This is a genomic window from Micromonospora sp. NPDC049580 (assembly GCF_040675595.1).
Lineage (GTDB): Bacteria > Actinomycetota > Actinomycetes > Mycobacteriales > Micromonosporaceae > Micromonospora.
Genome location: NZ_JBFAPG010000044.1, coordinates 1 through 22,495, shown reverse-complemented (window position 1 = coordinate 22,495; position 22,495 = coordinate 1). Strand labels below are relative to the sequence as shown.

Annotated in this window: 16 protein-coding genes; 12 read left to right on the top strand and 4 right to left on the bottom strand. The window is 70.9% G+C overall.

The window, feature by feature from the left end; translation table 11 throughout:
• The coding region (locus AB0J68_RS06510; protein WP_363936622.1) for a polyprenyl synthetase family protein at window positions 1-1,071 on the bottom strand (1,071 nt) is incomplete at its 3' end.
• Between the two features lie 64 nt (window positions 1,072-1,135).
• Here AB0J68_RS06510 and AB0J68_RS06505 point away from each other — a divergent pair.
• Both AB0J68_RS06505 and AB0J68_RS06500 read left to right on the top strand, forming a co-directional pair.
• Entirely contained in the window at window positions 1,136-2,059 is a 924-nt protein-coding gene (locus AB0J68_RS06505) for a phytoene/squalene synthase family protein (protein WP_354853533.1), read from the top strand.
• Window positions 2,056-3,381 carry a deoxyribodipyrimidine photo-lyase gene (locus AB0J68_RS06500; protein WP_363936618.1) on the top strand — a complete coding sequence of 442 codons (1,326 nt, stop codon included), beginning with the start codon at window positions 2,056-2,058 and terminating at the stop codon, window positions 3,379-3,381. Before AB0J68_RS06505 ends, AB0J68_RS06500 begins: the two co-directional genes overlap by 4 nt.
• A 12-nt stretch (window positions 3,382-3,393) precedes the next feature.
• Here AB0J68_RS06500 and AB0J68_RS06495 read toward each other — a convergent pair whose 3' ends face one another.
• Entirely contained in the window at window positions 3,394-4,470 is a 1,077-nt protein-coding gene (locus tag AB0J68_RS06495) for a serine hydrolase domain-containing protein (RefSeq protein WP_363936615.1), read from the bottom strand.
• Between the two features lie 90 nt (window positions 4,471-4,560).
• Between AB0J68_RS06495 and AB0J68_RS06490 the strand changes: the two genes are divergently transcribed.
• The gene (locus AB0J68_RS06490; protein WP_363936614.1) at window positions 4,561-6,036 is read left to right on the top strand and encodes an FAD-dependent oxidoreductase; all 1,476 of its coding nucleotides are present in this window, start codon (window positions 4,561-4,563) and stop codon (window positions 6,034-6,036) included.
• Window positions 6,037-6,091: 55 nt separating this feature from the next.
• Here the strand turns inward: AB0J68_RS06490 and AB0J68_RS06485 are convergent, their stop codons facing one another.
• Complete coding sequence (locus AB0J68_RS06485; RefSeq protein WP_354853544.1) at window positions 6,092-6,307, bottom strand: hypothetical protein; 216 nt, start codon at window positions 6,305-6,307, stop codon at window positions 6,092-6,094.
• Window positions 6,308-6,603: 296 nt separating this feature from the next.
• Here AB0J68_RS06485 and AB0J68_RS06480 point away from each other — a divergent pair, with 296 nt between their 5' ends.
• From AB0J68_RS06480 to AB0J68_RS06445, 8 genes are all read left to right on the top strand, one after another.
• The gene (locus AB0J68_RS06480) at window positions 6,604-6,852 is read left to right on the top strand and encodes a hypothetical protein (RefSeq protein WP_354853547.1); all 249 of its coding nucleotides are present in this window, start codon (window positions 6,604-6,606) and stop codon (window positions 6,850-6,852) included.
• A gap of 106 nt (window positions 6,853-6,958) precedes the next feature.
• Window positions 6,959-7,963, top strand: coding sequence for a LacI family DNA-binding transcriptional regulator (locus AB0J68_RS06475; RefSeq protein WP_354853550.1), 1,005 nt, complete (start codon window positions 6,959-6,961; stop codon window positions 7,961-7,963).
• A 295-nt stretch (window positions 7,964-8,258) separates the two neighbouring features.
• Window positions 8,259-9,638: an extracellular solute-binding protein gene (locus AB0J68_RS06470; protein WP_363936610.1), complete on the top strand. Its 1,380-nt coding sequence runs from the start codon at window positions 8,259-8,261 to the stop codon at window positions 9,636-9,638.
• 129 nt (window positions 9,639-9,767) lie between these two features.
• Entirely contained in the window at window positions 9,768-10,676 is a 909-nt protein-coding gene (locus AB0J68_RS06465; protein ID WP_363936607.1) for a sugar ABC transporter permease, read from the top strand.
• A gap of 11 nt (window positions 10,677-10,687) precedes the next feature.
• Window positions 10,688-11,575: a carbohydrate ABC transporter permease gene (locus tag AB0J68_RS06460; RefSeq protein WP_355064670.1), complete on the top strand. Its 888-nt coding sequence runs from the start codon at window positions 10,688-10,690 to the stop codon at window positions 11,573-11,575.
• A 142-nt stretch (window positions 11,576-11,717) separates the two neighbouring features.
• Window positions 11,718-13,340, top strand: coding sequence for a glycoside hydrolase family 13 protein (locus tag AB0J68_RS06455; RefSeq protein ID WP_363936603.1), 1,623 nt, complete (start codon window positions 11,718-11,720; stop codon window positions 13,338-13,340).
• Between the two features lie 153 nt (window positions 13,341-13,493).
• Window positions 13,494-16,415, top strand: coding sequence for a discoidin domain-containing protein (locus AB0J68_RS06450; RefSeq protein WP_354853563.1), 2,922 nt, complete (start codon window positions 13,494-13,496; stop codon window positions 16,413-16,415).
• A 185-nt stretch (window positions 16,416-16,600) separates the two neighbouring features.
• Window positions 16,601-20,314 carry a discoidin domain-containing protein gene (locus AB0J68_RS06445; RefSeq protein ID WP_363936602.1) on the top strand — a complete coding sequence of 1,238 codons (3,714 nt, stop codon included), beginning with the start codon at window positions 16,601-16,603 and terminating at the stop codon, window positions 20,312-20,314.
• A gap of 30 nt (window positions 20,315-20,344) precedes the next feature.
• Here AB0J68_RS06445 and AB0J68_RS06440 read toward each other — a convergent pair whose 3' ends face one another.
• Window positions 20,345-21,115 carry a crotonase/enoyl-CoA hydratase family protein gene (locus AB0J68_RS06440; protein WP_354853568.1) on the bottom strand — a complete coding sequence of 257 codons (771 nt, stop codon included), beginning with the start codon at window positions 21,113-21,115 and terminating at the stop codon, window positions 20,345-20,347.
• A 117-nt stretch (window positions 21,116-21,232) separates the two neighbouring features.
• Here AB0J68_RS06440 and AB0J68_RS06435 point away from each other — a divergent pair, with 117 nt between their 5' ends.
• On the top strand, window positions 21,233-22,084 hold the full coding sequence (locus AB0J68_RS06435) for a Rieske 2Fe-2S domain-containing protein (RefSeq protein WP_354853571.1): 852 nt from the start codon (window positions 21,233-21,235) through the stop codon (window positions 22,082-22,084).
• The last annotated feature ends 411 nt before the right edge of the window (window positions 22,085-22,495 follow it).

Here is a 22,495-nt window from a genome sequence, read left to right as displayed (position 1 = left end):
CCTGTCGAGCGCGGCCTGGGCGCCGCCCCCCCGCGCGGGTATAATCCGCTCCCCCCGGCCCACCGCGCCGGTCTGCGCCACCCGGGCGGCGCGCCGGTCGACCGGCCCGCCGTCGGCCTGCTCCAGTGCTCGGAGCTGGCGGGGAGTGGCCAGTTGGCGAGCCAGCATGAGCAGCGTGGTCGGCTTGCCGGTGCGCAGGTCGTCGCCGGCCGGCTTGCCGGTCGCCGCCGGGTCGCCGTAGACGCCGAGCAGGTCGTCGCGGAGTTGGAAGGCCTCGCCGACGGCCAGGCCGTAGCGGGTGTACGCGGTGACCAGCGCGGCGTCGGCGGTCACCCCGGCCAGGCAGGCGCCGAAGAGCAGCGGTCGCTGCACCGTGTAGCTGGCGGTCTTGTAGCGGGCCACGCGCAGTGCCCGGTCGACCGACCAGTTGCTCGGGTCGTTCTCGCCGAGCACGTCCAGGTACTGCCCGGCAACCGTCTCGACGCGCATCTGGTCGTAGCAGCGGCGGACCTCGAACAGTCGGGCCGGGGTGATGGTGGCGCGAGCCAGCAGCTTGTCGGCCCAGACCATGCAGAGGTCGCCGATGAGCACGGCGGCCGCCTCGCCGAACCGGTCGGGGTCGCCCCGGTGGCCGGCGGCGACGTGCTGCGCGGCGAGCGCGACGTGTGCGGTGGGCCGGCCGCGGCGGGTGGTGGAGGCGTCCATCACGTCGTCGTGTACCAGCGCGAAGGTGTGCAGCAGTTCGAGGGAGGCCAGCGCGGGCAGGACCGGTGGGAGGGGCTCGGTGCCGCCGACCGCCCCGCGCCAGCCCCAGTAGGCGAACGTGGACCGGATCCGCTTGCCGCCGGCCAGCACGGCTTCGCGGGCGGCGGACGCGAAGCCGCCCATGGCCGCGTCGATCTCGGTGAGTGCGTCGACCTCGGCGGTGAGGAAGGTGGAGAGGGTCTCGTCGACCGCCGTGATCAGGTCCTGGGTGTACGCGGCCAGGACGGCGCGGACCGGATCGTCCCTGTCGCCCGGCCCTGTCGGCGCCACACGGGTCGCGTTGCCCGCTACTGCGTCGTTGGCCATGGTGGCGAGCGTACCCTAGGGTACGAGTTGCGTCGATTGGTGCGTCGATAATTGAGGAGGGCCGGTGGACACGAATCTCACCGCTGCCTATGACCGGTGTCGTGAGCTGCACAAACGGCACGGGCGTACCTACTATCTCGCCACCCGGTTGCTCCCCGCGTGGAAACGACGACATGTGCACGCCCTCTACGGATTCACGCGGTACGCCGACGAGATCGTCGACCGCACCGAGGACCTGCCACCGGCCGAGCGGGCCGCCCGGCTCGACGACTGGGCCAGCCGGTTCGTGGCCGGTCTGCACGGTGCGCCGGTCGACGACCCGCTGCTGCCGGCCGTGCTGCACACGATCGCCATCTTCGATCTCGACCGGGACGACTTTGCGTCGTTTCTGACGAGCATGGCGATGGACCTGACCGTCACCTCGTACGCGACGTACGACCACCTGCTCGACTACATGGAGGGCTCGGCGGCGGTGATCGGCACCATGATGCTGCCGATCCTGGGCAGCACCGATCCGGCGGCCGCCCGTGAGCCGGCTCGGCAGCTCGGCTTCGCCTTCCAGCTCACCAACTTCATCCGCGACGTCGCCGAGGACCTCGACCGGGGTCGCACCTACCTGCCCGACGAGGACCTGGCGAAGTTCGGCGTCACCCGCGAGGACCTGGCCGAGGCCAGCGCCCGCGGGCGCGGAACGCCCCGGACGCGCGAGCTGATCGAGTACGAGGTGACCCGGGCGCAGGCGCACTATGCCGCCGCCGCGCCCGGCATCACCATGCTCGCGCCGGCGTCGCAGGCGTGCATGCGCACCGCGTACGCCCTCTATGGCGGCATCCTCGACGAGGTTGCCGCGCAGGACTACGACGTCTTCACCCGCCGGGCCCTGGTGCCGCAGCGGCGGCGGATGGCGGTGGCCGCCCGCGCTCTGCTCACCCCGACGGGTACCCCGGTCACGATCCCCGGGCCGACGGTCCAGCCGGCGGCCCGATGACGGCGGGCACCGCGATCGTGCTCTTCACCCGCGACCTGCGGGTGCACGACCACCCGGCGCTGGCCACCACCTGCGCGGCGTTCGACCGGGTGGTGCCGCTGTACGTGCTCGACCCGGCTCTGGCCGGCTTGTCGGCCAACCGCACCCGGTTCCTGCACCAGGCGCTCGCCGACCTGCGCGACGCGCTGCGCGAGCGCGGCGGTGACCTGGTGGTGCGGCGCGGCGACCCGGTGGCCGAGACGATCCGGTTGGCCGGCCAGGTCGGCGCCACCGCCGTGGCACTCTCCGCCGACGTCAGCCGCTACGCCCGTCGGCGGGAGCGGCGACTGCGCGCCGAGTGCGAGCGGCACCGGCTGCGCCTGCGGCTCTTTCCGGGGCTGACGGTCGTCGAGCCGGGTGCGTTGCGCCCCGGCGGCGGCGGCGACCACTACCGGGTGTTCAGCCCGTACCACCGGGCGTGGGCGTCCGCGCGGTGGCGCGAGGAGTTGGCCGCACCCCGCCGGATCACGCTGCCCGACGGGGTGCGCGTGGGTCGGGTGCCGGCCCCGCCGGCCGGGGAGTCACCGGACGCGGCCGTCGGCGGCGAGCGGCTCGCCCGACAGCGGCTCACCGACTGGCTGCCCGAGCTGGGCCGGTACGACGACCAGCACGACGACATGGCCGGCGACGACACCTCCCGACTCAGCCCGTACCTGCGCTTCGGCTGCCTGTCCCCGCTGTCGGTGGCCAACCGTGCCGGCGACCGGTCCGGGCCCTTCGTCCGGCAGGTCTGCTGGCGCGACTTCTATTACCAGGTCACCGCCGCGTTTCCGGAGATCTCGACGGCCGCCTACCGGCGGGGTGCCACCGAAGAGTGGCGCTACGACGATGACGCCCTGTCGGCCTGGGCCGAGGGGCGGACCGGAATGCCGATCGTGGACGCCGGGATGCGGCAGATGCGGGCGCAGGGTTGGCAGCACAACCGGGCGCGGCTGATCACCGCCGGCTACCTGACCAAGCACCTGGGGCAGGACTGGCGGGCCGGTGTCGGGGTCTTCTTCCGCTGGCTGCTCGACGGGGACGTGGCCAACAACTCGGGCAACTGGCAGTGGGTCGCCGGCACAGGCAACGACACCAAGCCGTACCGGGGGTTCAACCCGGTCCGGCAGGCCGAGCGGTACGACCCGGCCGGCGACTACGTGCGCCGCTGGGTGCCAGAGCTGTCGGAGGTGCCGGGCAAGGCCATCCACCAGCCGTGGAAGCTGCCCGACGACCTCCGCCGCACGGTGGACTACCCGCCGCCCCTCTCCGTACCCGGCACCGACCCGGTCTGGCTGCGCTGAGGCGACGACGCGTCAGAGCACCGAGTGCAGGGCCTCGGCCAGCTCGTCGACCCGGTCGTGTTCCGCGAGCCGCGCCGTGGCGTACGCGAGGCAGTAGCCGCGCACCGGGTCGGCCCAGGCGCTGCTGCCACCGAGCCCGCCCATGCCCCAGCTGCCGTCCGGCTCCCACTGCATACCCAGCGTCCACCGGGCCCGGCGGTCCAGCACCAGGTCCGGCCCGTCGTACTGGACCCGGGTGGCCTCGTCGACGAGGCCGGGGCTGAAGAGCCGTACGCCGTCCAGGACGCCACCGGCCAGCAGGCCGGCGTAGAGCCGGGCCAGGCCGGCGGCGGTGGCGTGCAGGTTGACCGCCGGCATCTCGGCGGCCCGCCACAGCGGGCTGTTCAGCACGGCGAGGTCCAGTCCACCGGCCGGGTTGCCCATCGCCCGCGCCCGCAGTGAGCCGGGCTCGCCGAGCTGCCGGCTCGGCCACTGTGGGTCGCCGTAGCGCAGGTCCGCGCAGCGCCGCTGATCCGCCTCGGCCAGCCCGAAGCCGAGGTCGAGCTGCCACGGGCCGGCGATCTCGTCGGCCAGGAAGCGGCCCACGCCGCGGCCGTCGACCCGGCGGACCAGCTCGCCCACCAGGTGGCCGTACGTCCAGGCGTGCTCTCCGGCCAGCGACCCGGGCGGCCACTCGGGGTCGGCGGCGGCCAGGTCGCCCGCCAGCAGCGCCCAGTCGGTGATGGCGGCCGCCGGCCGGGGCACCGGAAAGGCCGGCAGCCCGGCGGTGTGCGACAACACCTGCCGCACGGTGGCCGGGGTGCGGAACTCCGGCCAGTACCTCTCGACTGGCGAGTCGAGGTCGACCCGCCCCCGGTCGACGAGCAGCAGCAGGCAGAGCGCGGCCACCGGCTTGCCGACCGAGTAGACGTTGACCAGCGTGTCCGGCCGCCACGGTTGGCCGGACGGCCCGTCGGTGGTCCGGGACCCGCCGACCAGGTCGAGCACCGGCTGGCCGTCGTACCAGATGGTCAGGCTGGCGCCGGACTCCCGGCCGGAAGCGAGCAGGTCGTGGAAGTAGTCCCGGACGGGGTCGAAGCGTGCAGGCATCGGATCACCGTAGGCGGTCCGACGGCGTGACCGTGCCGACTTTTCCGGACCCCTGCGGTCGGGGTGAGGCCGCTGGGGGATGCTGTTTCGATGGCGGAGCCGGAGCTGGTGGATGTGATCGTGGTGGGGCTCGGGGTCGGCGGCGAGGAGGTGGCCGGGCGGCTCGCCGAGGCCGGCCTGAGCGTTGTCGGCGTCGAACGGGACCTCGTCGGCGGCGAATGTCCGTACTGGGGCTGCATCCCGAGCAAGATGATGATCAGGGCCGCGAACGCGCTGGCCGAGGCGCGTCGGGTCGACGGGCTCGCGGGCACGGCGCAGGTCCGGCCGGACTGGGCGCCGGTGGCGAAGCGGATCCGCGAGGAGGCCACCGACAGCTGGGACGACACGGTCGCGGTCGAGCGGTTCACTGGCAAGGGCGGCCGGTTCGTCCGGGGCAGTGGCCGGCTCGACGGCCCGGCCCGGGTCCGGGTCGGTGACCAGGTGTTCCAGGCCCGGCACGGCGTCGTCCTGGGCACCGGCACCCGGCCCTCGGTGCCGCCGATCGACGGCCTGGCCGACACGCCGTACTGGACCAACCACCAGGCGATCGAGGTCGAGCAGCTGCCCGAGTCGCTGCTGGTGCTCGGTGGGGGCGCGATCGGGCTGGAACTGGCTCAGGTCTTCGCGCGCTTCGGCGTCCGCGTCACGGTGGTGGAGGCGCTGGACCGGGTGCTGGCCGTCGAGGAGCCGGAGGCGTCCGAGGTGGCCGCCGCCGCGTTGCGCGCCGACGGCGTCGAGATCCACACCGGTGTACGGGCCGAACGGGTCGAGCACGATGGCGACCGTTTCACGCTGCACGGCGGCGGTGGGGCGGAGTTCACCGCCGAGCGACTGCTCGTGGTGACCGGCCGCCGGGCGCACCTGGAGGAGTTGGGGCTGGACAGCGTCGGTGTGGACGCCACCCAGCGTTACCTGCCGGTGGACGACCGGCTGCACGTGACCGACGGCGTCTGGGCGGTGGGCGACCTGACGGGCGAGGGGGCGTTCACCCACATCGCCATGTACCAGGCGGGGATCGTCGTGGCCGATCTGCTGGCCCACGCCCGGGGGGCGACGGCGGGGGCCGACGCCAGCGGGACCGCCAGCGTCGTCGGCGGTGCGATGGGCGCTTCCAGTTCGCTGGCCGCCAGCGGGTCGAGTGGGTCGGCCGGCACCGTGCCGCGCGCCGACTACCGCGCGCTGCCCCGGGTGACCTTCACCGATCCCGAGGTCGGGGCGGTCGGGCTGACCGAGCAGCAGGCCCGCGAGCGCGGCATCAACGTGCAGGTCGGGTTCACCAAGCTGGGCAGCTCGACCCGCGGCTGGATCCACCAGGTCGGTGACGAGGGTTTCATCAAGCTCGTCGCGGACGCCGACCAGGGCGTGCTGATCGGCGCGACGTCGGTCGGCCCGGCCGGTGGTGAGGTGCTGTCGGCGCTGGTGGTGGCGGTGCACGCGGCCGTGCCGCTGAGCCAACTGCGGCACATGATCTACGCGTACCCGACCTTCCACCGCGCCATCGAGGACGCGCTGCGCGACCTGTCCTGACGGTGGCGTGCCGCTCTGTGTGCTGCCGAGCGTTGGGGCTGACCGCTCGACTCGGTCAGCCCGGGGTGTCGTCCTCCGTTGGGCGAGGCTGGCGGTACTTCTTGATCCAAGCCTCGACATCCTCGGCCAACCAGACCTTCGTCCCTCGTAGCTCCTGGTACGGCTTCGGGAAGGTGGGATACCGGGCAAGCTGCTGGAATCGCTGGCGCGAGACGCCCAGGCGTTCGGCGATCTCGTACGGCCCCATGAGCTGACCCGGCCCTCGGTCCATGGCCCGAACGTAAGACGACCTAGCCTTTCCTTTTGGCTATTGCCAGTTGACTAATTCGTCCGGGGTGGCGACTGTAGGCGTATGACCCGACGTGTTTCTTACGCCGAGTACCTGACGGCGGTCGCGCTGACGCTGGCTCGCCGGCACAAGCCGGTGTGGTCGTGGGTCAGGTGGCGGAACGTCTGCCGGTGTGGGAACGAGTTGCCGTGCCGAGTCAGGCATCGCGTCCCGATCAATCGCGGGCACTGGCCTGGCGAGGAGCGGTGACGACGTCGGCACCTCGTCCGGGAGATGTCGTGCTGATCGGGGCCGCCTGTTCGGTGCAGTTCACGGGTGAGCGGGCCCTCCTGCTGCGGCTGGTGTCACTGGGCGAGGTCGACCCGTACACCGGCTGGCTCTGGATCACGGGTTATGCGCTCGACGCGCAGGGGTTGGCGAGGGCCAAGCGCGAGCTGTTTGTCCGAAGAGCCGGGCTGCGCGTCCAGCGCCGGGTCGAACCGGCGGTCGGGCGTTCACGACGATCCAGTCCGCGCCTGACGACGTGACTCAGAATCTGACTGTCGACTGGCGAGCGCGGTGCGACAGTCGGACCGCAAATTTTGCCTCAATTGCCGTTCATTTCTTTCATTCTGGTGACGTACGATTGCGACCGTGACTAAGCGGTTGACTGAAGTTGCCAAGAAGGCGGGCGTCAGCGAGGCCACCGTCAGCCGAGTGCTCAATGGCCGGGACGGGGTCTCCGAGACGACCCGGACGGCGGTGCTGACCGCGCTGGACGTGCTCGGCTACGAGCGACCGACCAAGCTGCGCGGCGAGCGTGCCCGGCTGGTCGGGCTGGTGCTGCCCGAGCTGCAGAACCCCATCTTCCCGGCGCTCGCCGAGGTCGTCACCGGCTCCCTCGCACAGCGCGGCTACACCCCGGCGCTCTGCGCCCGCACGATCGGCGGCGTGTCCGAGATGGACTACGTGGAGATGCTCCTCGACCACCAGGTCTCCGGGGTGATCTTCGCCGGTGGTTCGTACGCGCTCGCCGACGCCCGGCACGACCACTATCGGAGGCTCACCGATCGGGGCCTTCCGGTGGTGCTGGTCAACGCCGGTGTGGACGAGTTGGGCTTTCCGCGCGTCTCCACCGATGACGCGGTGGCGGTGGAGCAGGCGTACGGGCATCTGCGTTCGCTCGGCCACGAGCGGATCGGGATGGTGCTCGGCCCGGAGGGGCACGTGCCGTCCCGCCGCAAGCTGGACGCGATGGTCCAGGTTGCGGGCTGGGGCGAGGGCGACGCTGAGTGCGTCCAGCGCTCCAGCTTCTCCATGGAGGGGGCGCGGGTCGCCGCGACGAAGCTCGTCGAGCGTGGCGTCACGGGCATCATCTGCGCCAGCGACGTGCTGGCCCTGGGCACCATTCGAGCCGCACGGCGGCTGGGTCGTGCGGTGCCGACGGACATCTCGGTGGTGGGCTACGACGACTCGGCGTTCATGACCTGCACCGACCCGCCGCTGACCACGGTGCGGCAGCCGATCGAGACGATGGGTCAGGCCGCCGTGGATCTGCTGGTCACCCAGATCGAGGGCGCCGGCGTCCTCCAGGACGAGCTGCTGTTCGAACCGGAGCTGGTGGTTCGCGGTTCCACCGCGCCCGCCCCCGGCCGCTGACGATGCCCCTGCCGTACTGACCGCCAGCCCCGTCCGGCCGTCGACCGCTCATCGCGGTCGGCGGCTTTTTTTGCGTCCATAAGCGATCAAATCCGGCGTAAAACAAGCGACTGTCGGTCTCTGTCGTCAAGAAGTCGTGTCCTTTCAAAGCACGGTCGACACCTTGCTGAAATGAGTCGGCCTCGTTACAGTGACTCCACTCACACCTGGCTCCGGCGCAGCTACAGGGCGTCAGGTCGCATCACCGCAGATCAGCGCACCTCATGGAGACACCCGTTCCCGAAGGGATGGACAGATGTCCGTACCGCAATACCGAAGGGCTGCGGCGCTGGCGCTCGTGGCCGGCCTGGGGTTCAGCCTCACGGCATGCTCCACGAAGAGCGACGACAAGGGCACGACCGCCGGCGGCAAGGTCACCATCACGGTCGACTGCCAGCCGGTCGGCGCACAGAAAGAGCTGTTGAAGAACTGGAACGACGATGTCGTCGAGTTCCAGAAGCAGAACCCGGACATCGTCGTCAAGAGCGTGAGCGTCGGCGAGCAGTGCAACAACCCGCCGGACTTCACCGCCCGCCTCGCCGGCGGCACCGTGACCGACGTGTTCTACGGGTACATGACCGATCTCCAGCAGGTGCTCGACTCCGGTCAGGCGATGGACATCACCGGTGTCGTCAACAAGGACACGATCCCCACCTGGGACAGCGTCGACCCGGCGCTCAAGGAGGCCTTCACCGACGGCGGCAAGCTGTACGCCGTCCCGGTGAAGAACTACTCGATGGGCCTGGTCTACAACAAGGTCCTGTTCCAGAAGGCCGGGCTCGACGTCAACAACCCGCCCAAGACCTGGGCCGACGTCCGGGCCGCCGCCAAGAAGATCTCCGCCCTCGGCAACGGCATCGCCGGCTACTCCGAGTACAGCGCCGGCAACACCGGCGGCTGGCACTTCACCTCGCTGCTCTACTCGCAGGGTGGCCAGATGCTGACCCCGGACGGCAAGAAGGCCGACTTCAACAACGCGATGGGCAAGCAGGTCCTGCAGAACATCAAGGACATGCGGTACGGCGACAACAGCATGGGCTCCCGCCAGCTGCTCCAGTGGGGTGACCTGCTGACCAACGCCGGCGCGGGCAAGGTCGGCATGTTCATCGGCGCCCCGGACGCCACCCAGGCGATCGTCAGCCAGTTCCAGGGCAAGTTCCAGGACTGGGCGATGGCCCCGCTGCCCGGCCAGGACGGCCTGGCGAAGGGCACGCTCGGCGGCGGCGAGGGCTACTTCTTCAAGAAGGACCTCTCTCCCGAGCAGGTCAAGGCCGGTCTGAAGTGGATCGCCTACCAGAAGCTCACGCCCGGCAAGGGCCAGTTCGACTACGTCCGGGCCAAGCCGCAGAACTACCCGGTGGGTCTGCCCCAGCCGCTGCTGTTCGCCAACGGCAGCGAGGCGCAGAAGCAGGAACTCGAGCTGCGCAAGGCGAACGCGAACGTCGACACCGCGAACTTCGCCATCTTCGAGGCGACCCCGGTGCCGATCAAGGGTGAGCCGCGCAACGCGCAGGCGATCTACGCGGTCCTCGACGCCGCGATGTCCGGGGTGCTGACGAACCCGAACGCGAACATCGACGCGCTGCTGAAGACGGCCGAAGAGAAGGTCAACCAGCTCCTGGCCGCCGAGAGCTGACCGGCAGGTGTGGGGGTCGGTCCACCGGCCCCCACACCCCGCGCCGCACCGTCCGCGTCACTGACTTCCGCAGGAGTTGCCTTGGCGATCACCGCCGTCCCCCAGGCCCCCAGGAAACCGGGTCGCCCGATGTCGCCGTACGCGACAGGGCCGCAGCGCACGAGCCTCGGCCGCAAGGTACGGGACAACCTCGCCGGGCACGCGTTCCTGATCGGCGCCGTGCTCTGCTTCGTGGTCTTCTCCTGGTACCCGATGATCCGCGGCATCGTCATGAGCTTCCAGCGGACCAGGCGCGGCGAGACGACCTGGGTGGGCTGGGACAACTACTCCCGCCTCATCGCCGACCCCAGCTTCTGGCCCGCCTGGAAGAACACGCTCTACTTCACTGTGCTCGCGCTCGTGCTCGGGTACGCGGTGCCGTTCTTCGTGGCGATCCTGCTCAACGAGTTCCGCCACGCCAAGGGTTACCTGCGGGTCCTGGTCTACCTGCCGGTCATGCTGCCGCCGGCCTCGGCGCTGTTCCTCTTCAAGTTCTACGCGTACGACCCCAGCGAGGCGGGGTTGTTCAACGCGATCCTCACGGCGCTGCACCTGCCCACGTCGCAGTGGATGCAGTCGCCGGCGATGACGATGCCGGCCATGGTGATCGCGTCCACCTGGATGAACATGGGTGGCGCCGTCCTGATCTACCTGGCGTCGTTGCAGAACATTCCCGGTGAGCTGTACGAGGCGGCGGAGCTCGACGGCGCCGGGATCTGGGGGCGGATCCGCCACGTGACGATCCCGCAGACCCGGCTGATCCTCGCGCTCCTGGCGATGCTGCAGATCGTCGCCACGATGCAGCTCTTCATCGAGCCACTGATCCTCGCCAACGGCGCGGGCGCGGAGGATTCCGCGACGTCGGTGGCGTACCTCATCTACCAGCACGGGTTCTTCCAGAACGATCTCAACGGCGCCGCCGCGCTGGGCGTGATCATGCTCGTGGTGCTGGCCGGCTTCTCCGCCGTGTACGTGCGACTGACTGCGAAACAGGACTAGGACGGCGCCCAATGGCACAGGATTCCGGTACCCGGACCCTCATCTCCCACTCCCAGTTGAGCCGGGGGCGCGGCAAGGTCATCTACTGGACGCTGCTCGTGGTCGTCGTCGCGGGCTTCACGCTCGTCTTCCTCGGGCCCCTCTACTGGATGGTCACCGGCGCGCTCAAGTCCGGCCAGGAGATCGCGCAGACCCCGCCGTCGCTGTTCCCGAAGGACCCGCAGCCGCAGAACTACATCGACGCGTGGAACAACCTCGCCCTCGCCAAGCTGCTGTTCAACACCTTTTACTACGCCATCGGGGCGGTGCTGTTCCAACTCGTCTTCGACAGCGCCGCCGCGTACTCCCTGTCGAAGCTCCGGCCGATCTTCGGCAACGCGATCCTCGCCCTGATGCTGGGCACCCTGATGATCCCGGCGATGGTCCTCATCGTTCCGCAGTACGTGACGGTGCTCGACCTGCCGATCCTGCACATCAACCTGCTCGACTCACCGTTCGCGATCTGGCTGCCGATGGTCGCGAACGCGTTCAACATCTTCCTGCTGAAGCGGTTCTTCGACTCGATCCCGGAGGAGCTGATGGCCGCCGCCCTGATGGACGGGGCGACGTCGCTGCGCACGCTCTGGTCGATCATCCTGCCGCTGTCGCGTCCCATCCTCGGCGTCGTCTCGATCTTCGCCGTGACCGCGGTCTGGAAGGACTTCCTCTGGCCGAAACTGGTCATGCCGTCGCCCGAGACCCGGACGGTCAGCGTCGGCATCTACACCTTCGCGGGCGGTACGCCGATGAACGTGGTGATCGCCGCGTCGGTCATCGCCGCCATCCCGACTGTCATCATCTTCCTGATCTTCCAACGGAACATCATGTCCGGCCTGACCACGGGCGGCATCAAGGGATAGCCCACGACCGCATTCACCCGCGCGGCGAACAACGACCGTTCGTCCCGACACATATCTCCCTCCGGCGAACCCGCCGACGTACTGACGCAGAAAGCAGGTGCTCGTGTCCACAGCTGACAAAAGTCCGTGGTGGCGTGGAGCCGTGATCTACCAGGTGTATCCCCGGAGCTTCGCCGACGGCAACGGCGACGGCATCGGTGACATCGCCGGCATCCGGTCCCGGCTGAACCACCTGTCCGCGCTCGGCGTCGACGCGATCTGGTTCAGCCCCTGGTACCCGTCCCCGATGGCCGACGCCGGGTACGACGTGTCCGACTACCGCGACATCGATCCGGTCTTCGGCACGCTCGCCGAGGTGGAGGCGCTGATCGCGGAGGCGCACGACCTCGGCATCCGGACGATCGTCGACGTGGTGCCCAACCACTGCTCCGACGCGCACCCGTGGTTCCAGGCCGCGCTGGCCGGCGGCCCGGGAGCGCCCGAGCGGGACCTGTTCTGGTTCCGTCCCGGTCGCGGCCCGAACGGTGACCAGCGGCCCACCGACTGGATCGGCGAGTTCGGCGGCGAGACCTGGACCCGCACCACCAACCCGGACGGCACGCCCGGCGACTGGTACCTGCACCTGTTCGCCCCCCAGCAGCCGGATTTGAACTGGGACCACCCCCGGGTGCGGGCCGAATTCGAGGACATCCTGCGGTTCTGGTTCGACCGGGGTGTCGACGGCATCCGGATCGACTCCGCCGGTCTGCTGGTGAAGGACGGGACGCTGCCGGAGGTCCGACCGGACCACCAGCACCCGTTCCACGACCTCGACGGCGTGCACGACATCTACCGGGGCTGGCGGCGGGTCGCCGACTCCTACGCCGATCGCGCGCTGATCGGTGAGGTGTGGCTGCCGGACCGGCAGCGGTTCGCCAACTACCTGCGCCCCGACGAGCTGCACGCGGCGTTCAACTTCGACTTCCTCGGCTGCGCCTGGGACGCGTCCGCGCTGCGCGAGAGCATCGACGGGACGCTGAGCGCGCACGCGCCGGTCGGCGCACCGGCCACCTGGGTGCTGTCCAACCACGACGTGACGCGGCACGTCACCCGCTACGGCCGGGCGGACACCACGTTCAGCTTCGCGGCCAAGCGCGAGGGGATCCCCACCGACCTGGAGCTCGGCACCCGCCGGGCGCGGGCCGCCGCGCTGCTGTCGCTGTCGCTGCCCGGCGCCGCCTACGTCTACCAGGGCGAGGAGCTGGGGCTCTGGGAGGTCGAGGACATCCCGTACGCGCTGCGGCAGGACCCGATGTGGGAACGCTCCGGTCGGATCGACCCCGGTCGCGACGGCTGCCGCGTGCCGCTGCCGTGGGCCGGTGACGAGCCGCCGTTCGGGTTCAGCCCGGACGGGGCGGCGGCGCCCTGGCTGCCCCAGCCGGCCGACTGGAAGGACCGGACGGCGCTGGCGCAGACCGGCGACGCGGCCTCGATGCTGGAGCTGTACCGGGCGGCGATCCACATCCGGCGGGCCGAGGCGGCGCTCGGCGACGGTGAGCTGACGTGGCTGCCCGCCCCGGACGGGGTGCTGGTGTTCAGCCGTGGCGGTGGCTTCCGCTGCCTGGTCAACCTCACCGACTCGGCGGTGCCGCTGCCCGCCGACGGGGAGCTGTTGCTGGCCAGTGGCCCCCTCGACGACGGTCTGCTGCCGTCGGACACCGCCGTCTGGCTGCGTACCCCCGAAGCGGTGGACGGACCGCGCGCGGACGCCGCCGCCCTGACCTGATCCGACCGACGTGGTGCCGGCGGTCCCGTCCCGGCCGCCGGCACCACCCACCCGCACACCACGACCGAGGAAGGAGGAACGAGGGGGGAGAAACCGCCACGCCGCACCGAAACGGGGGACCTGGCCTGCCTGACGAGAGGGAGAGCACAGCTCATGGCCAACCACACCACCGCCACCCCGCACCACCTCCGACACCCGGCGCGCGTCGGGCTGGCCGCGATCGCCGCCACCCTGCTCGCCGCCACCACGGTGACCGCCCTCGCGGTCACCGGCACCGCCACCCCGGCTTCGGCGGCCGGGTTGTCCCCCTTCGACATCTCGGGCCGTGGCGCGACCGTCCCGTTCATCGAGCAGGAGGCGGAGAAGGCTGCCTCCAACGGCACGAGGATCGGCCCGGACCGGCGCTACGGCACGCTGCCGTCGGAGGCGTCCGGCCGCGAGGCGGTCACCCTCGACTCCGTCGGCGAGTACGTCGAGTTCACGCTCACCGCCCCGGCCAACGCGGTCACCTTCCGGCACAGCCTGCCGGACAGCCCGGCCGGCACCGGCCGGGACGCGGCCCTCGACCTGCGGGCCAACGGCACCCTGCTGAAGTCGGTGCCGGTGACATCGCGGTACGGCTGGTACTACGGCGGCTACCCGTTCAACAACAACCCGGGCGACACGAACCCGCACCACTTCTACGACGAGACCCGGGCGATGTTCGGCACCACCTACCCGGCCGGTACGAAGATCCGGTTGCAGGTCTCCTCGACCGCCCAGTCGCCCTCCTTCACGATCGACCTGGCGGACTTCGAGCTGGTCGCCCCGGCGATCAGCAAGCCCTCCGGTGTGCTCGACGTGGTCACCGACTTCGGCGCCGACCCGAGCGGCGCGACGGACTCGACCGCGAAGTTCCAGGCCGCTGTCGACGCCGGAAAGGCCCAGGGCCGGGCCGTCTGGATCCCGACCGGCACGTTCACCCTCTGGGATCACGTGGTGGTCGATGGGGTGACCCTGCGTGGCGCCGGCCCGTGGTATTCGGTGCTCGGCGGGCGGCACCCCACCGACCGCAAGCGGGCCGCCGGCATCTACGGCAAGTACGTCCCCGGCGGCGGCTACACCGGGGAGATCCGGGCGCACGAGGCCGGCGGACCGAGCCGCAACGTCACCCTGCGGGACTTCGCCATCATCGGCGACATCCGCGAGCGGGTGGACGAGGACCAGGTCAACGCCCTGGGCGGGGCGATGACCAACTCGGTGGTGGACAACCTGTGGCTGGAGAACACCAAGGTCGGGGCGTGGATGGACGGCCCGATGGACAACTTCACCATCCGCAACAGCCGGATCCTGGACCAGACCGCCGACGGCGTGAACTTCCACACCGGCGTCACCAACTCGACGGTGACCAACACGTTCGTCCGCAACACCGGCGACGATGCCCTGGCGATGTGGGCGCAGAGCGTGCCGAACGTCAACAACTCGTTCACGCACAACACCATCGGCGTGACGCTGCTGGCCAACCACCTGGTCAGCTACGGCGGTCGGGACATCACAATCACCGACAACGTGACGGCCGACTCGCTGACCAACGGCGGTGGCATCCACGTCGCCAACCGCTACCCCGGTGTGCAGGGCGACACCGCGGTCCGGGGCACCTGGACGATCGCCCGGAACACGCTGATCCGCAACGGCAACTCGGACTACAACTGGAACTTCGGCGTCGGGGCGATCTGGTTCTCCGCCCTCAACGAGGCGTTCCAGCAGGCCACCATCAACATCACCGACACCGACATCCTGGACAGCTCGTACGCCGCGCTGCACTGGATCGAGGGCCAGACCAGCGGGATCAACCTCAACAACGTACGGATCGACGGCGCCGGCACGTACGCGCTCCAGGTGCAGGCGCCCAGCCAGGTGTCGTTCACCAACGTGCGCGCCACCAACATCGCGCAGAGCAACCCGATGCACAACTGCGTGGGCGGCGGCTTCCAGATCACCCAGGGCTCCGGCAACTCGGGCTGGTACACGTCGACCCCGTACTGCGGCCCGTGGCCGGAGCCGCAGTGGGGTGGCGGCCCCAGCACCCCGCCGACCACCGGCCCCACCACCGCGCCGCCCACCACCGCGCCGCCCACCACCGCACCGCCGACCACGCCGCCCCCGACCACGCCGCCGCCCACCGGCGGGAACCTGGCGCTGAACCGGTCGACGACCGCGACCAGCACCAACCAGAGCTACACGGCGGGCAACGCCGTGGACGGCAACGCGGCCACCTACTGGGAGAGCGCCAACAACGCCTTCCCGCAGTCGCTGACGGTGGACCTGGGCGCGGCCCGCTCGGTCGACCGGGTGGTGCTCAAGCTGCCCGCCGGCTGGGAGCAGCGCACCGAGACGCTGTCGGTGCTCGGCTCCACCGACGGCTCGTCGTACAGCACCCTGGCGTCGTCCGCCGGTCGGGTCTTCGACCCGGGCACGGGCAACACCGTGTCGATCGGGCTGCCCTCCGGTGACCGCCGCTACATCCGGGTCACCGTCACCGGCAACACGGGCTGGCCGGCCGCCCAGCTCAGCGAGGTCGAGGTGTACGGCGGCACCGCCACCACGCCGCCGCCCACCACCGCAGCACCGACGACGGCCCCACCGACCACCGCCCCGCCGACGACGCCCCCGCCCAGTGGCAACCTCGCGGCCGGACGGTCGATCACCGAAACCAGCCACTCCGACGTGTACGCCGCTCCCAACGCGGTGGACGGCAACGCCAACACCTACTGGGAGAGCGCCAACAACGCCTTCCCGCAGTCGCTGACGGTGGACCTGGGCGCCACCCGTTCGGTGTCCCGGGTCGTGCTGAAGCTGCCGCCGTCGTCGGCATGGCAGACCCGTACGCAGACGCTGTCGGTGCTCGGCTCCACCACCGGCTCGTCGTTCACCACCCTGAAGGCGTCCGCCGGCTACACGTTCAACCCGGCCAGCGGCAACACGGTCACCGTGACCTTCACGGCGACCAGCCAGCGGTACCTGCGGCTGACCGTCACCGGCAACACCGGCTGGCCCGCCGGCCAGCTCAGCGAGTTCGAGGTCTACTCCAGCTAGGCCGACGGCCCCCGTCCGAGCAGGGCGGGGGCCACCGGTCGGGAGCCCGGCGCAGCGCGGCGCCGGCCCGCCCGCACCCGTCCCGCACCGCACCGTCCCCCACCTGTCGCGGCACGACGGGCGTACCCCTGCACCCGTCACCGGGCAACGCACCCACACCACCCCCGAAAGAGGTGTAGCCACCCATGTCCAGAAACGGCCCCACCCGAGGCACCCCGCGTGCCGGCTCGCCCGGTCCCGTCCCCCGAGCCGACCGAGCCGGCCGACTGCCGGCCGGCCGGCGGCTGTTCGCCGGCGCGCTCGCCGGACTGCTCCTCGCCGCCGTCCCCGCCCTCACCCCGGCGACCGCGGCCCCGGCGGCGAAGCCGGCTCCGGCCCCGGCCGGGTCCGCCCGCGCGGCCCTGCTCGCCGGGCTCTCCGCCAGCATGAGCGCCAGCAGCTACAACCAGAACTACGTCGCGGGCAACGCCAACGACGGCAACGCGTCGACCTACTGGGAGAGCGCCAACAACGCGTTCCCGCAGTGGATCCAGGCCGACCTCGGCGCCACCGTCAACGTGGACCGGGTGGTGCTCAAGCTGCCGCCCTCGTCGGACTGGCAGACCCGCACCCAGACGCTGTCGATCCTCGGCTCCACCAACGGCTCGACCTTCACCACCCTGAAGGCGTCCGGCGGCTACACGTTCGACCCGGGCACCGGCAACACCGCGACCGTCAGCTTCACCGCGGCCAGCACCCGCTACGTACGGGTGCAGGTCACCGGCAACACCGGCTGGCCGGCCGCCCAGTTCTCCGAGGTCGAGGTGTACGGCGCCAGCGGCAGCACCGACACCCAGGCCCCCAGCGCCCCCGGCAACCTGGCCTACACCCAGCCCGCCAGTGGTCAGATCCGGCTCGCCTGGTCCGCGTCCACGGACAACGTCGGCGTGACCGGGTACGACGTCTACGCGGGTGGCGCGCTGCGCGGCAGCGTCAGCGGCTCGACGCTGACGTACACCGACAGCCAGCCGGACACCGCCACGGTCTCGTACTACGTGCGGGCCAGGGACGCGGCCGGCAACCAGTCGGCGAACAGCAACACGGTGACCCGCACCGGCACCGGCAACCCTCCCACCGGCACCAACCTGGCGGTCGGCAAGCCGATCACCGCCTCCGGGTACGTGCACACGTTCGTGGCGACCAACGCCAACGACAACAACGTGACCACCTACTGGGAGGGCAACGGCAACCCGAGCACGCTGACCGTGCAGCTCGGCGCGAACGCCAGCCTCAGCCAGGTCGTGCTGAAGCTCAACCCGGACTCCGCCTGGGGTACGCGTACCCAGAACATCACAGTGCTCGGCCGCGACCAGGGCTCGTCGACCTTCACCACCCTGGTCGGCGCGGCGAACTACACCTTCAACCCGGGCAGCGGCAACACGGTGACCATCCCGGTCTCCGGGGCTGCCGCCGACGTACGGCTCTCGATCGCCTCGAACACCGGCGCCCCGGCCGGGCAGGTGGCCGAGTTCCAGGTCATCGGCACCCCCGCGCCGAACCCGGACCTCACCGTGACCGGCATGTCGGTCAGCCCGTCCGCGCCCGTGGAGACCAGCACCATCACGCTCTCGGCCACCGTGCGCAACGCCGGCTCGGCGGCCTCCGGCGCCACCGACGTCAACTTCTACCTGGGCTCCACCCGGGTCGGCACCGCGTCGGTCGGCGGCCTCGCGGCCGGCGCCTCGACCACGGTCAGCGCCAGCATCGGCACCCGCGACGCGGGCAGCTACCCGCTCAGCGCGAAGGTCGACGAGTCCAACACCGTCGTCGAGTCCGACGACACCAACAACAGCTACTCCAACCCGAGCCCGCTGGTGGTGAGCCCGGTCGCCACGAGTGACCTGGTCGCCTCGGCGGTGGCCTGGTCGCCGGGCAACCCGTCGGCCGGCAGCACGGTCACCTTCTCCGTGTCGATCCGCAACGCCGGCAGCGTGGCCTCCGCGTCCGGGTCGCACGGCATCACGCTCACCGTGCTCAACGAATCGGGCACGGTGGTGCGTACCCTCACCGGCTCGTACTCCGGGGTGATCAACGCCGGGGCCACCGTCGGCCCGGTCGACCTGGGCACCTGGACGGCCGCGAACGGCAAGTACACCGTCCGGGTCGTGCTCGCCGCCGACAGCAACGAACTGCCGGTCAAGCAGGGCAACAACACCAGCGACCGTCCGCTCTTCGTCGGGCGCGGCGCCAACATGCCGTACGACATGTACGAGGCCGAGGACGGCGTGGTCGGCGGCGGCGCGGCAGTGGTGGGCCCGAACCGGACCGTCGGCGACGTGGCCGGTGAGGCGTCCGGCCGGCGTGCGGTGACGCTCAACTCGACCGGCAGCTACGTCGAGTTCACCACCCGGGCCAGCACCAACACGCTGGTCACCCGCTTCTCCATCCCCGACGCGTCGGGCGGCGGGGGCATCAACTCCACGCTGAACGTCTACGTCAACGGCACGTTCCACAAGGCCATCGACCTGACGTCCCGCTACGCCTGGCTGTACGGCAACGAGACCAGCCCGGGCAACTCGCCGAGCGCGGGCGGACCGCGGCACATCTACGACGAAGCCAACGTCATGCTCAACTCGACCGTGCCGGCCGGCAGCAAGATCCGCCTCCAGAAGGACGCGGCCAACACCACCACGTACGCGATCGACTTCATCAACACCGAGCAGGTCTCGCCGATCGCGAACCCGGACTCGGCCCGCTACGCGACGCCGGCCGGCTTCACCCACCAGGACGTGCAGAACGCCCTGGACCGGGTGCGGATGGACACCACCGGCAACCTGATCGGGGTGTACCTGCCCGCCGGCAACTACTCCACCTCGTCGAAGTTCCAGGTGTACGGCAAGGCGGTCAAGGTGACCGGCGCCGGGCCCTGGTACACCCGGTTCAACGCCCCCTCGGGCCAGGAGAACACCGACATCGGCTTCCGGGCCGAGAACTCGGCGGCCGGATCGTCGTTCGCGAACTTCGCCTACTTCGGCAACTACACCTCGCGCATCGACGGGCCGGGCAAGGTGTTCGACTTCGCCAACGTGTCGAACATCGTGATCGACAACATCTGGGCCGAGCACCAGGTCTGCCTCTACTGGGGCGCCAACACCGACTACATGACGATCAAGAACTCGCGGATCCGCAACCTGTTCGCCGACGGCATCAACATGACCAACGGCAGCACCAACAACCTGGTCAGCAACAACGACGCCCGGGCCACCGGCGATGACAGCTTCGCGCTGTTCTCGGCGATCGACGCGGGCGGCGCGGACATGCGGGACAACATCTACGAGAACCTGACCTCGACCCTGACCTGGCGGGCCGCCGGTGTGGCCGTCTACGGCGGCTACGGCAACACGTTCCGCAACATCTACATCGCGGACACGCTCGTCTACTCCGGCATCACCATCAGCTCGCTCGACTTCGGCTACCCGATGAACGGCTTCGGCGCGAGCCCGCCGACCCGTTTCGAGAACATCTCGATCGTGCGGGCCGGTGGGCATTTCTGGGGCGCGCAGACCTTCCCGGCGATCTGGGTCTTCTCCGCCTCGAAGGTGTTCCAGGGCATCCGGGTCAGCGACGTGGACATCGTCGATCCGACCTACAGCGGCATCATGTTCCAGACCAACTACGTCGGTGGGCAGCCGCAGTTCCCGGTCACCGACACGGTCTTCACCAACATCTCGATCAGCGGCGCCCGCAAGAGCGGTGACGCCTACGACGCGAAGTCCGGCTTCGGCATCTGGGTCAACGAGATGCCCGAGTCCGGGCAGGGGCCGGCCGTCGGGTCGGTGACCTTCAACAACCTGCGGTTGAGCAACAACGCGGTGGACATCCGCAACACCACCTCGACCTTCACCATCAACCGCAACTGAGTCAGGCCGTACCGGATGCCGCCGGGAGGTTCACCCTCCCGGCGGCATCGCGCCGTGCCGGCCCTCGCCGGCGGCGAACCGGGCCGCCCCGGCCGCCGCGTCGGTGGCCAGCGAATCCATCCCGTACGCCAGCTCGGTCGCCAGCGCCTCCGCCTCGGGCCGTCCGGCGCCGGCCAGCACGGCCGCCCGGTCGTTGCGCAGGCAGGTCTGCGGATGCCGGGCGATCGCCGCGGCCAGCTCCTCGGCCGCCGCCCGCGCCCGGCCCGGCGGCACCACCCGGTTGACCAACCCCATGGTGTACGCCTCGTCGGCGGGCACCGCCCGCCCGGTGAGGATCAGGTCCAGGGCACGGCTCTCACCGATCAGCCGGGGCAGCCGGACCGTCCCGCCGTCGATCAGCGGCACTCCCCAGCGTCGGCAGAACACCCCGAGCGTGGCGTCGGACTCGGCGACCCGCAGGTCGCACCAGAGTGCCAGCTCCAGGCCGCCGGCCACCGCGTACCCGGAGATCGCCGCGATCACCGGCTTGCTCAGCGCCATGCGGGTCGGACCCATCGGGCCGTCTCCCTCCGGCTCGACCCGATTGCCGCTGGCCGTGCCGATCGCCTTGAGGTCGGCGCCCGCGCAGAACGTGCCGCCGGCACCCCAGAGCACGGCCACCGCCGCGTCCGGGTCGGCGTCGAACGAGCGAAAGGCGTCCGCGAGTGCCCGCGCGGTCGGCCCGTCGACCGCGTTGCGGGCCGCCGGGCGGTCCAGGATCACCGTCGTCACCGGCCCGGCGCGCTCCACCCGTACACCCATCGGCCCATGGTGCCTGGCGGAGCGCCGGAGCGCACCCACCGGAGCATCCGCACACGTTGCTACAGGTCCGTCACCGCCGACCGGTTTGCGACGGCGTTCGCCGGGAAGTCGGTCCTCGTGCGAGAGATCCTGACGAAGATCGAGCAGGCGTCCCGGCTGGACCGGGTGGGTGACCGGCTGCAACGGGTGGTGCTGGGCACGCTGCGTCCACGGCGGTTACGCGACCTCCTGCACGGGGTGCCGCTGGGCCATCCCCTGCACCCGGCGATGGTGCAGGTGCCGGTGGGCTCCTGGATCAGCGCGGCGGTGCTGGACCTCATGCCCGGGCAGCGCCGGGCTGCCACCGCGCTGGTCGGGCTGGGCACCGTCAGCGCCGTGCCGGCGGCGATCGCCGGCCTGAACGACTGGGTGGCGCTCGCCCCCGACCAGCGGCGCGTCGGCCTGGTGCACGCCGCCGCGAACGGCATCGGCCTGACCTTCTACGCCGGCTCGCTGGCGGCACGGCTCTCCGGCCGGCACGGTATGGGCCGCGCTCTCGGCTTCCTCGGGCTGTCCGCCGCGAGCCTCGGGGCCTACATCGGCGGGCACCTGGCGTACAAGCAGGGGGCGCAGGTCAACCAGAGCATCTCCGAGCTGCGCCGGATGAGCGACGGTTGGCACTCGCTTGTCGACATGTCGGCCCTGCCGCAGCGCACGCTGGTGACCCGCGAGGTGGACGACGTCTCGGTGATCCTCTACCGCCACGGCGACGAGGTCACCGTCATGCTGGAGCGCTGCCCCCACCAGAGCGGGCCGCTCGGCGAGGGCGAGGTCCAGGAGATCGACGGCCACGCGTGCGTGGTCTGCCCGTGGCACGGCAGCGCGTTCCGGCTCAACGGCGGCGAGGTCGTACTGGGGCCCTCCGGCAACGACCAGCAGATCCTGCCCACGCGGATCCGCGACGGCGTGCTCCAGACCCGCGTCCCCTGACATGCTCGGCTGAGCGCGACCGGACGCCGTCGGGCTGGTGTCGCTCCCCGTCGACATACCGCAGAGTCATAGATATACCTCTGAGGTATATCGCTTTCCAGACCATCTGCCGCCGCATGCTGTCGCGCGACCGGTCAGCTTCGCCGGTGCCGACCGGTCGATGGCTCGTCCGGCACGGCATCCCAGTCGGGCCCGCCGGCGGCCGGTCCGCGCTGGTCACGACCGGTCCAGCCTTCGTCGCCGGTCCAGGCCTCCTCGCCGGTCCAGCCCGGTGCCGCACTCAGGGCCGGGTCTCCGGTGGGCGCCGCCGTGCTCTCGGTGGCCGCTGCCGCGCGGCTGGCGGCCCATGCGGCGCCGCTGCTCCCACAGCCCGAGAGCGAGGGGACGCCGCCGCGATACGCGCCACACACT

What these genes read in the sequence shown, in the direction of transcription:
- AB0J68_RS06465 (WP_363936607.1), top strand. Translation starts at nt 9,768, where the DNA reads ATGTCGCCGTACGCGACAGGGCCGCAGCGCACGAGCCTCGGCCGCAAG.
- AB0J68_RS06445 (WP_363936602.1), top strand. Translation starts at nt 16,601, where the DNA reads ATGTCCAGAAACGGCCCCACCCGAGGCACCCCGCGTGCCGGCTCGCCC.
- AB0J68_RS06495 (WP_363936615.1), bottom strand. Translation starts at nt 4,470, where the DNA reads ATGCCTGCACGCTTCGACCCCGTCCGGGACTACTTCCACGACCTGCTC.
- AB0J68_RS06490 (WP_363936614.1), top strand. Translation starts at nt 4,561, where the DNA reads ATGGCGGAGCCGGAGCTGGTGGATGTGATCGTGGTGGGGCTCGGGGTC.
- AB0J68_RS06500 (WP_363936618.1), top strand. Translation starts at nt 2,056, where the DNA reads ATGACGGCGGGCACCGCGATCGTGCTCTTCACCCGCGACCTGCGGGTG.
- AB0J68_RS06485 (WP_354853544.1), bottom strand. Translation starts at nt 6,307, where the DNA reads ATGGACCGAGGGCCGGGTCAGCTCATGGGGCCGTACGAGATCGCCGAA.
- AB0J68_RS06450 (WP_354853563.1), top strand. Translation starts at nt 13,494, where the DNA reads ATGGCCAACCACACCACCGCCACCCCGCACCACCTCCGACACCCGGCG.
- AB0J68_RS06460 (WP_355064670.1), top strand. Translation starts at nt 10,688, where the DNA reads ATGGCACAGGATTCCGGTACCCGGACCCTCATCTCCCACTCCCAGTTG.
- AB0J68_RS06440 (WP_354853568.1), bottom strand. Translation starts at nt 21,115, where the DNA reads ATGGGTGTACGGGTGGAGCGCGCCGGGCCGGTGACGACGGTGATCCTG.
- AB0J68_RS06470 (WP_363936610.1), top strand. Translation starts at nt 8,259, where the DNA reads ATGTCCGTACCGCAATACCGAAGGGCTGCGGCGCTGGCGCTCGTGGCC.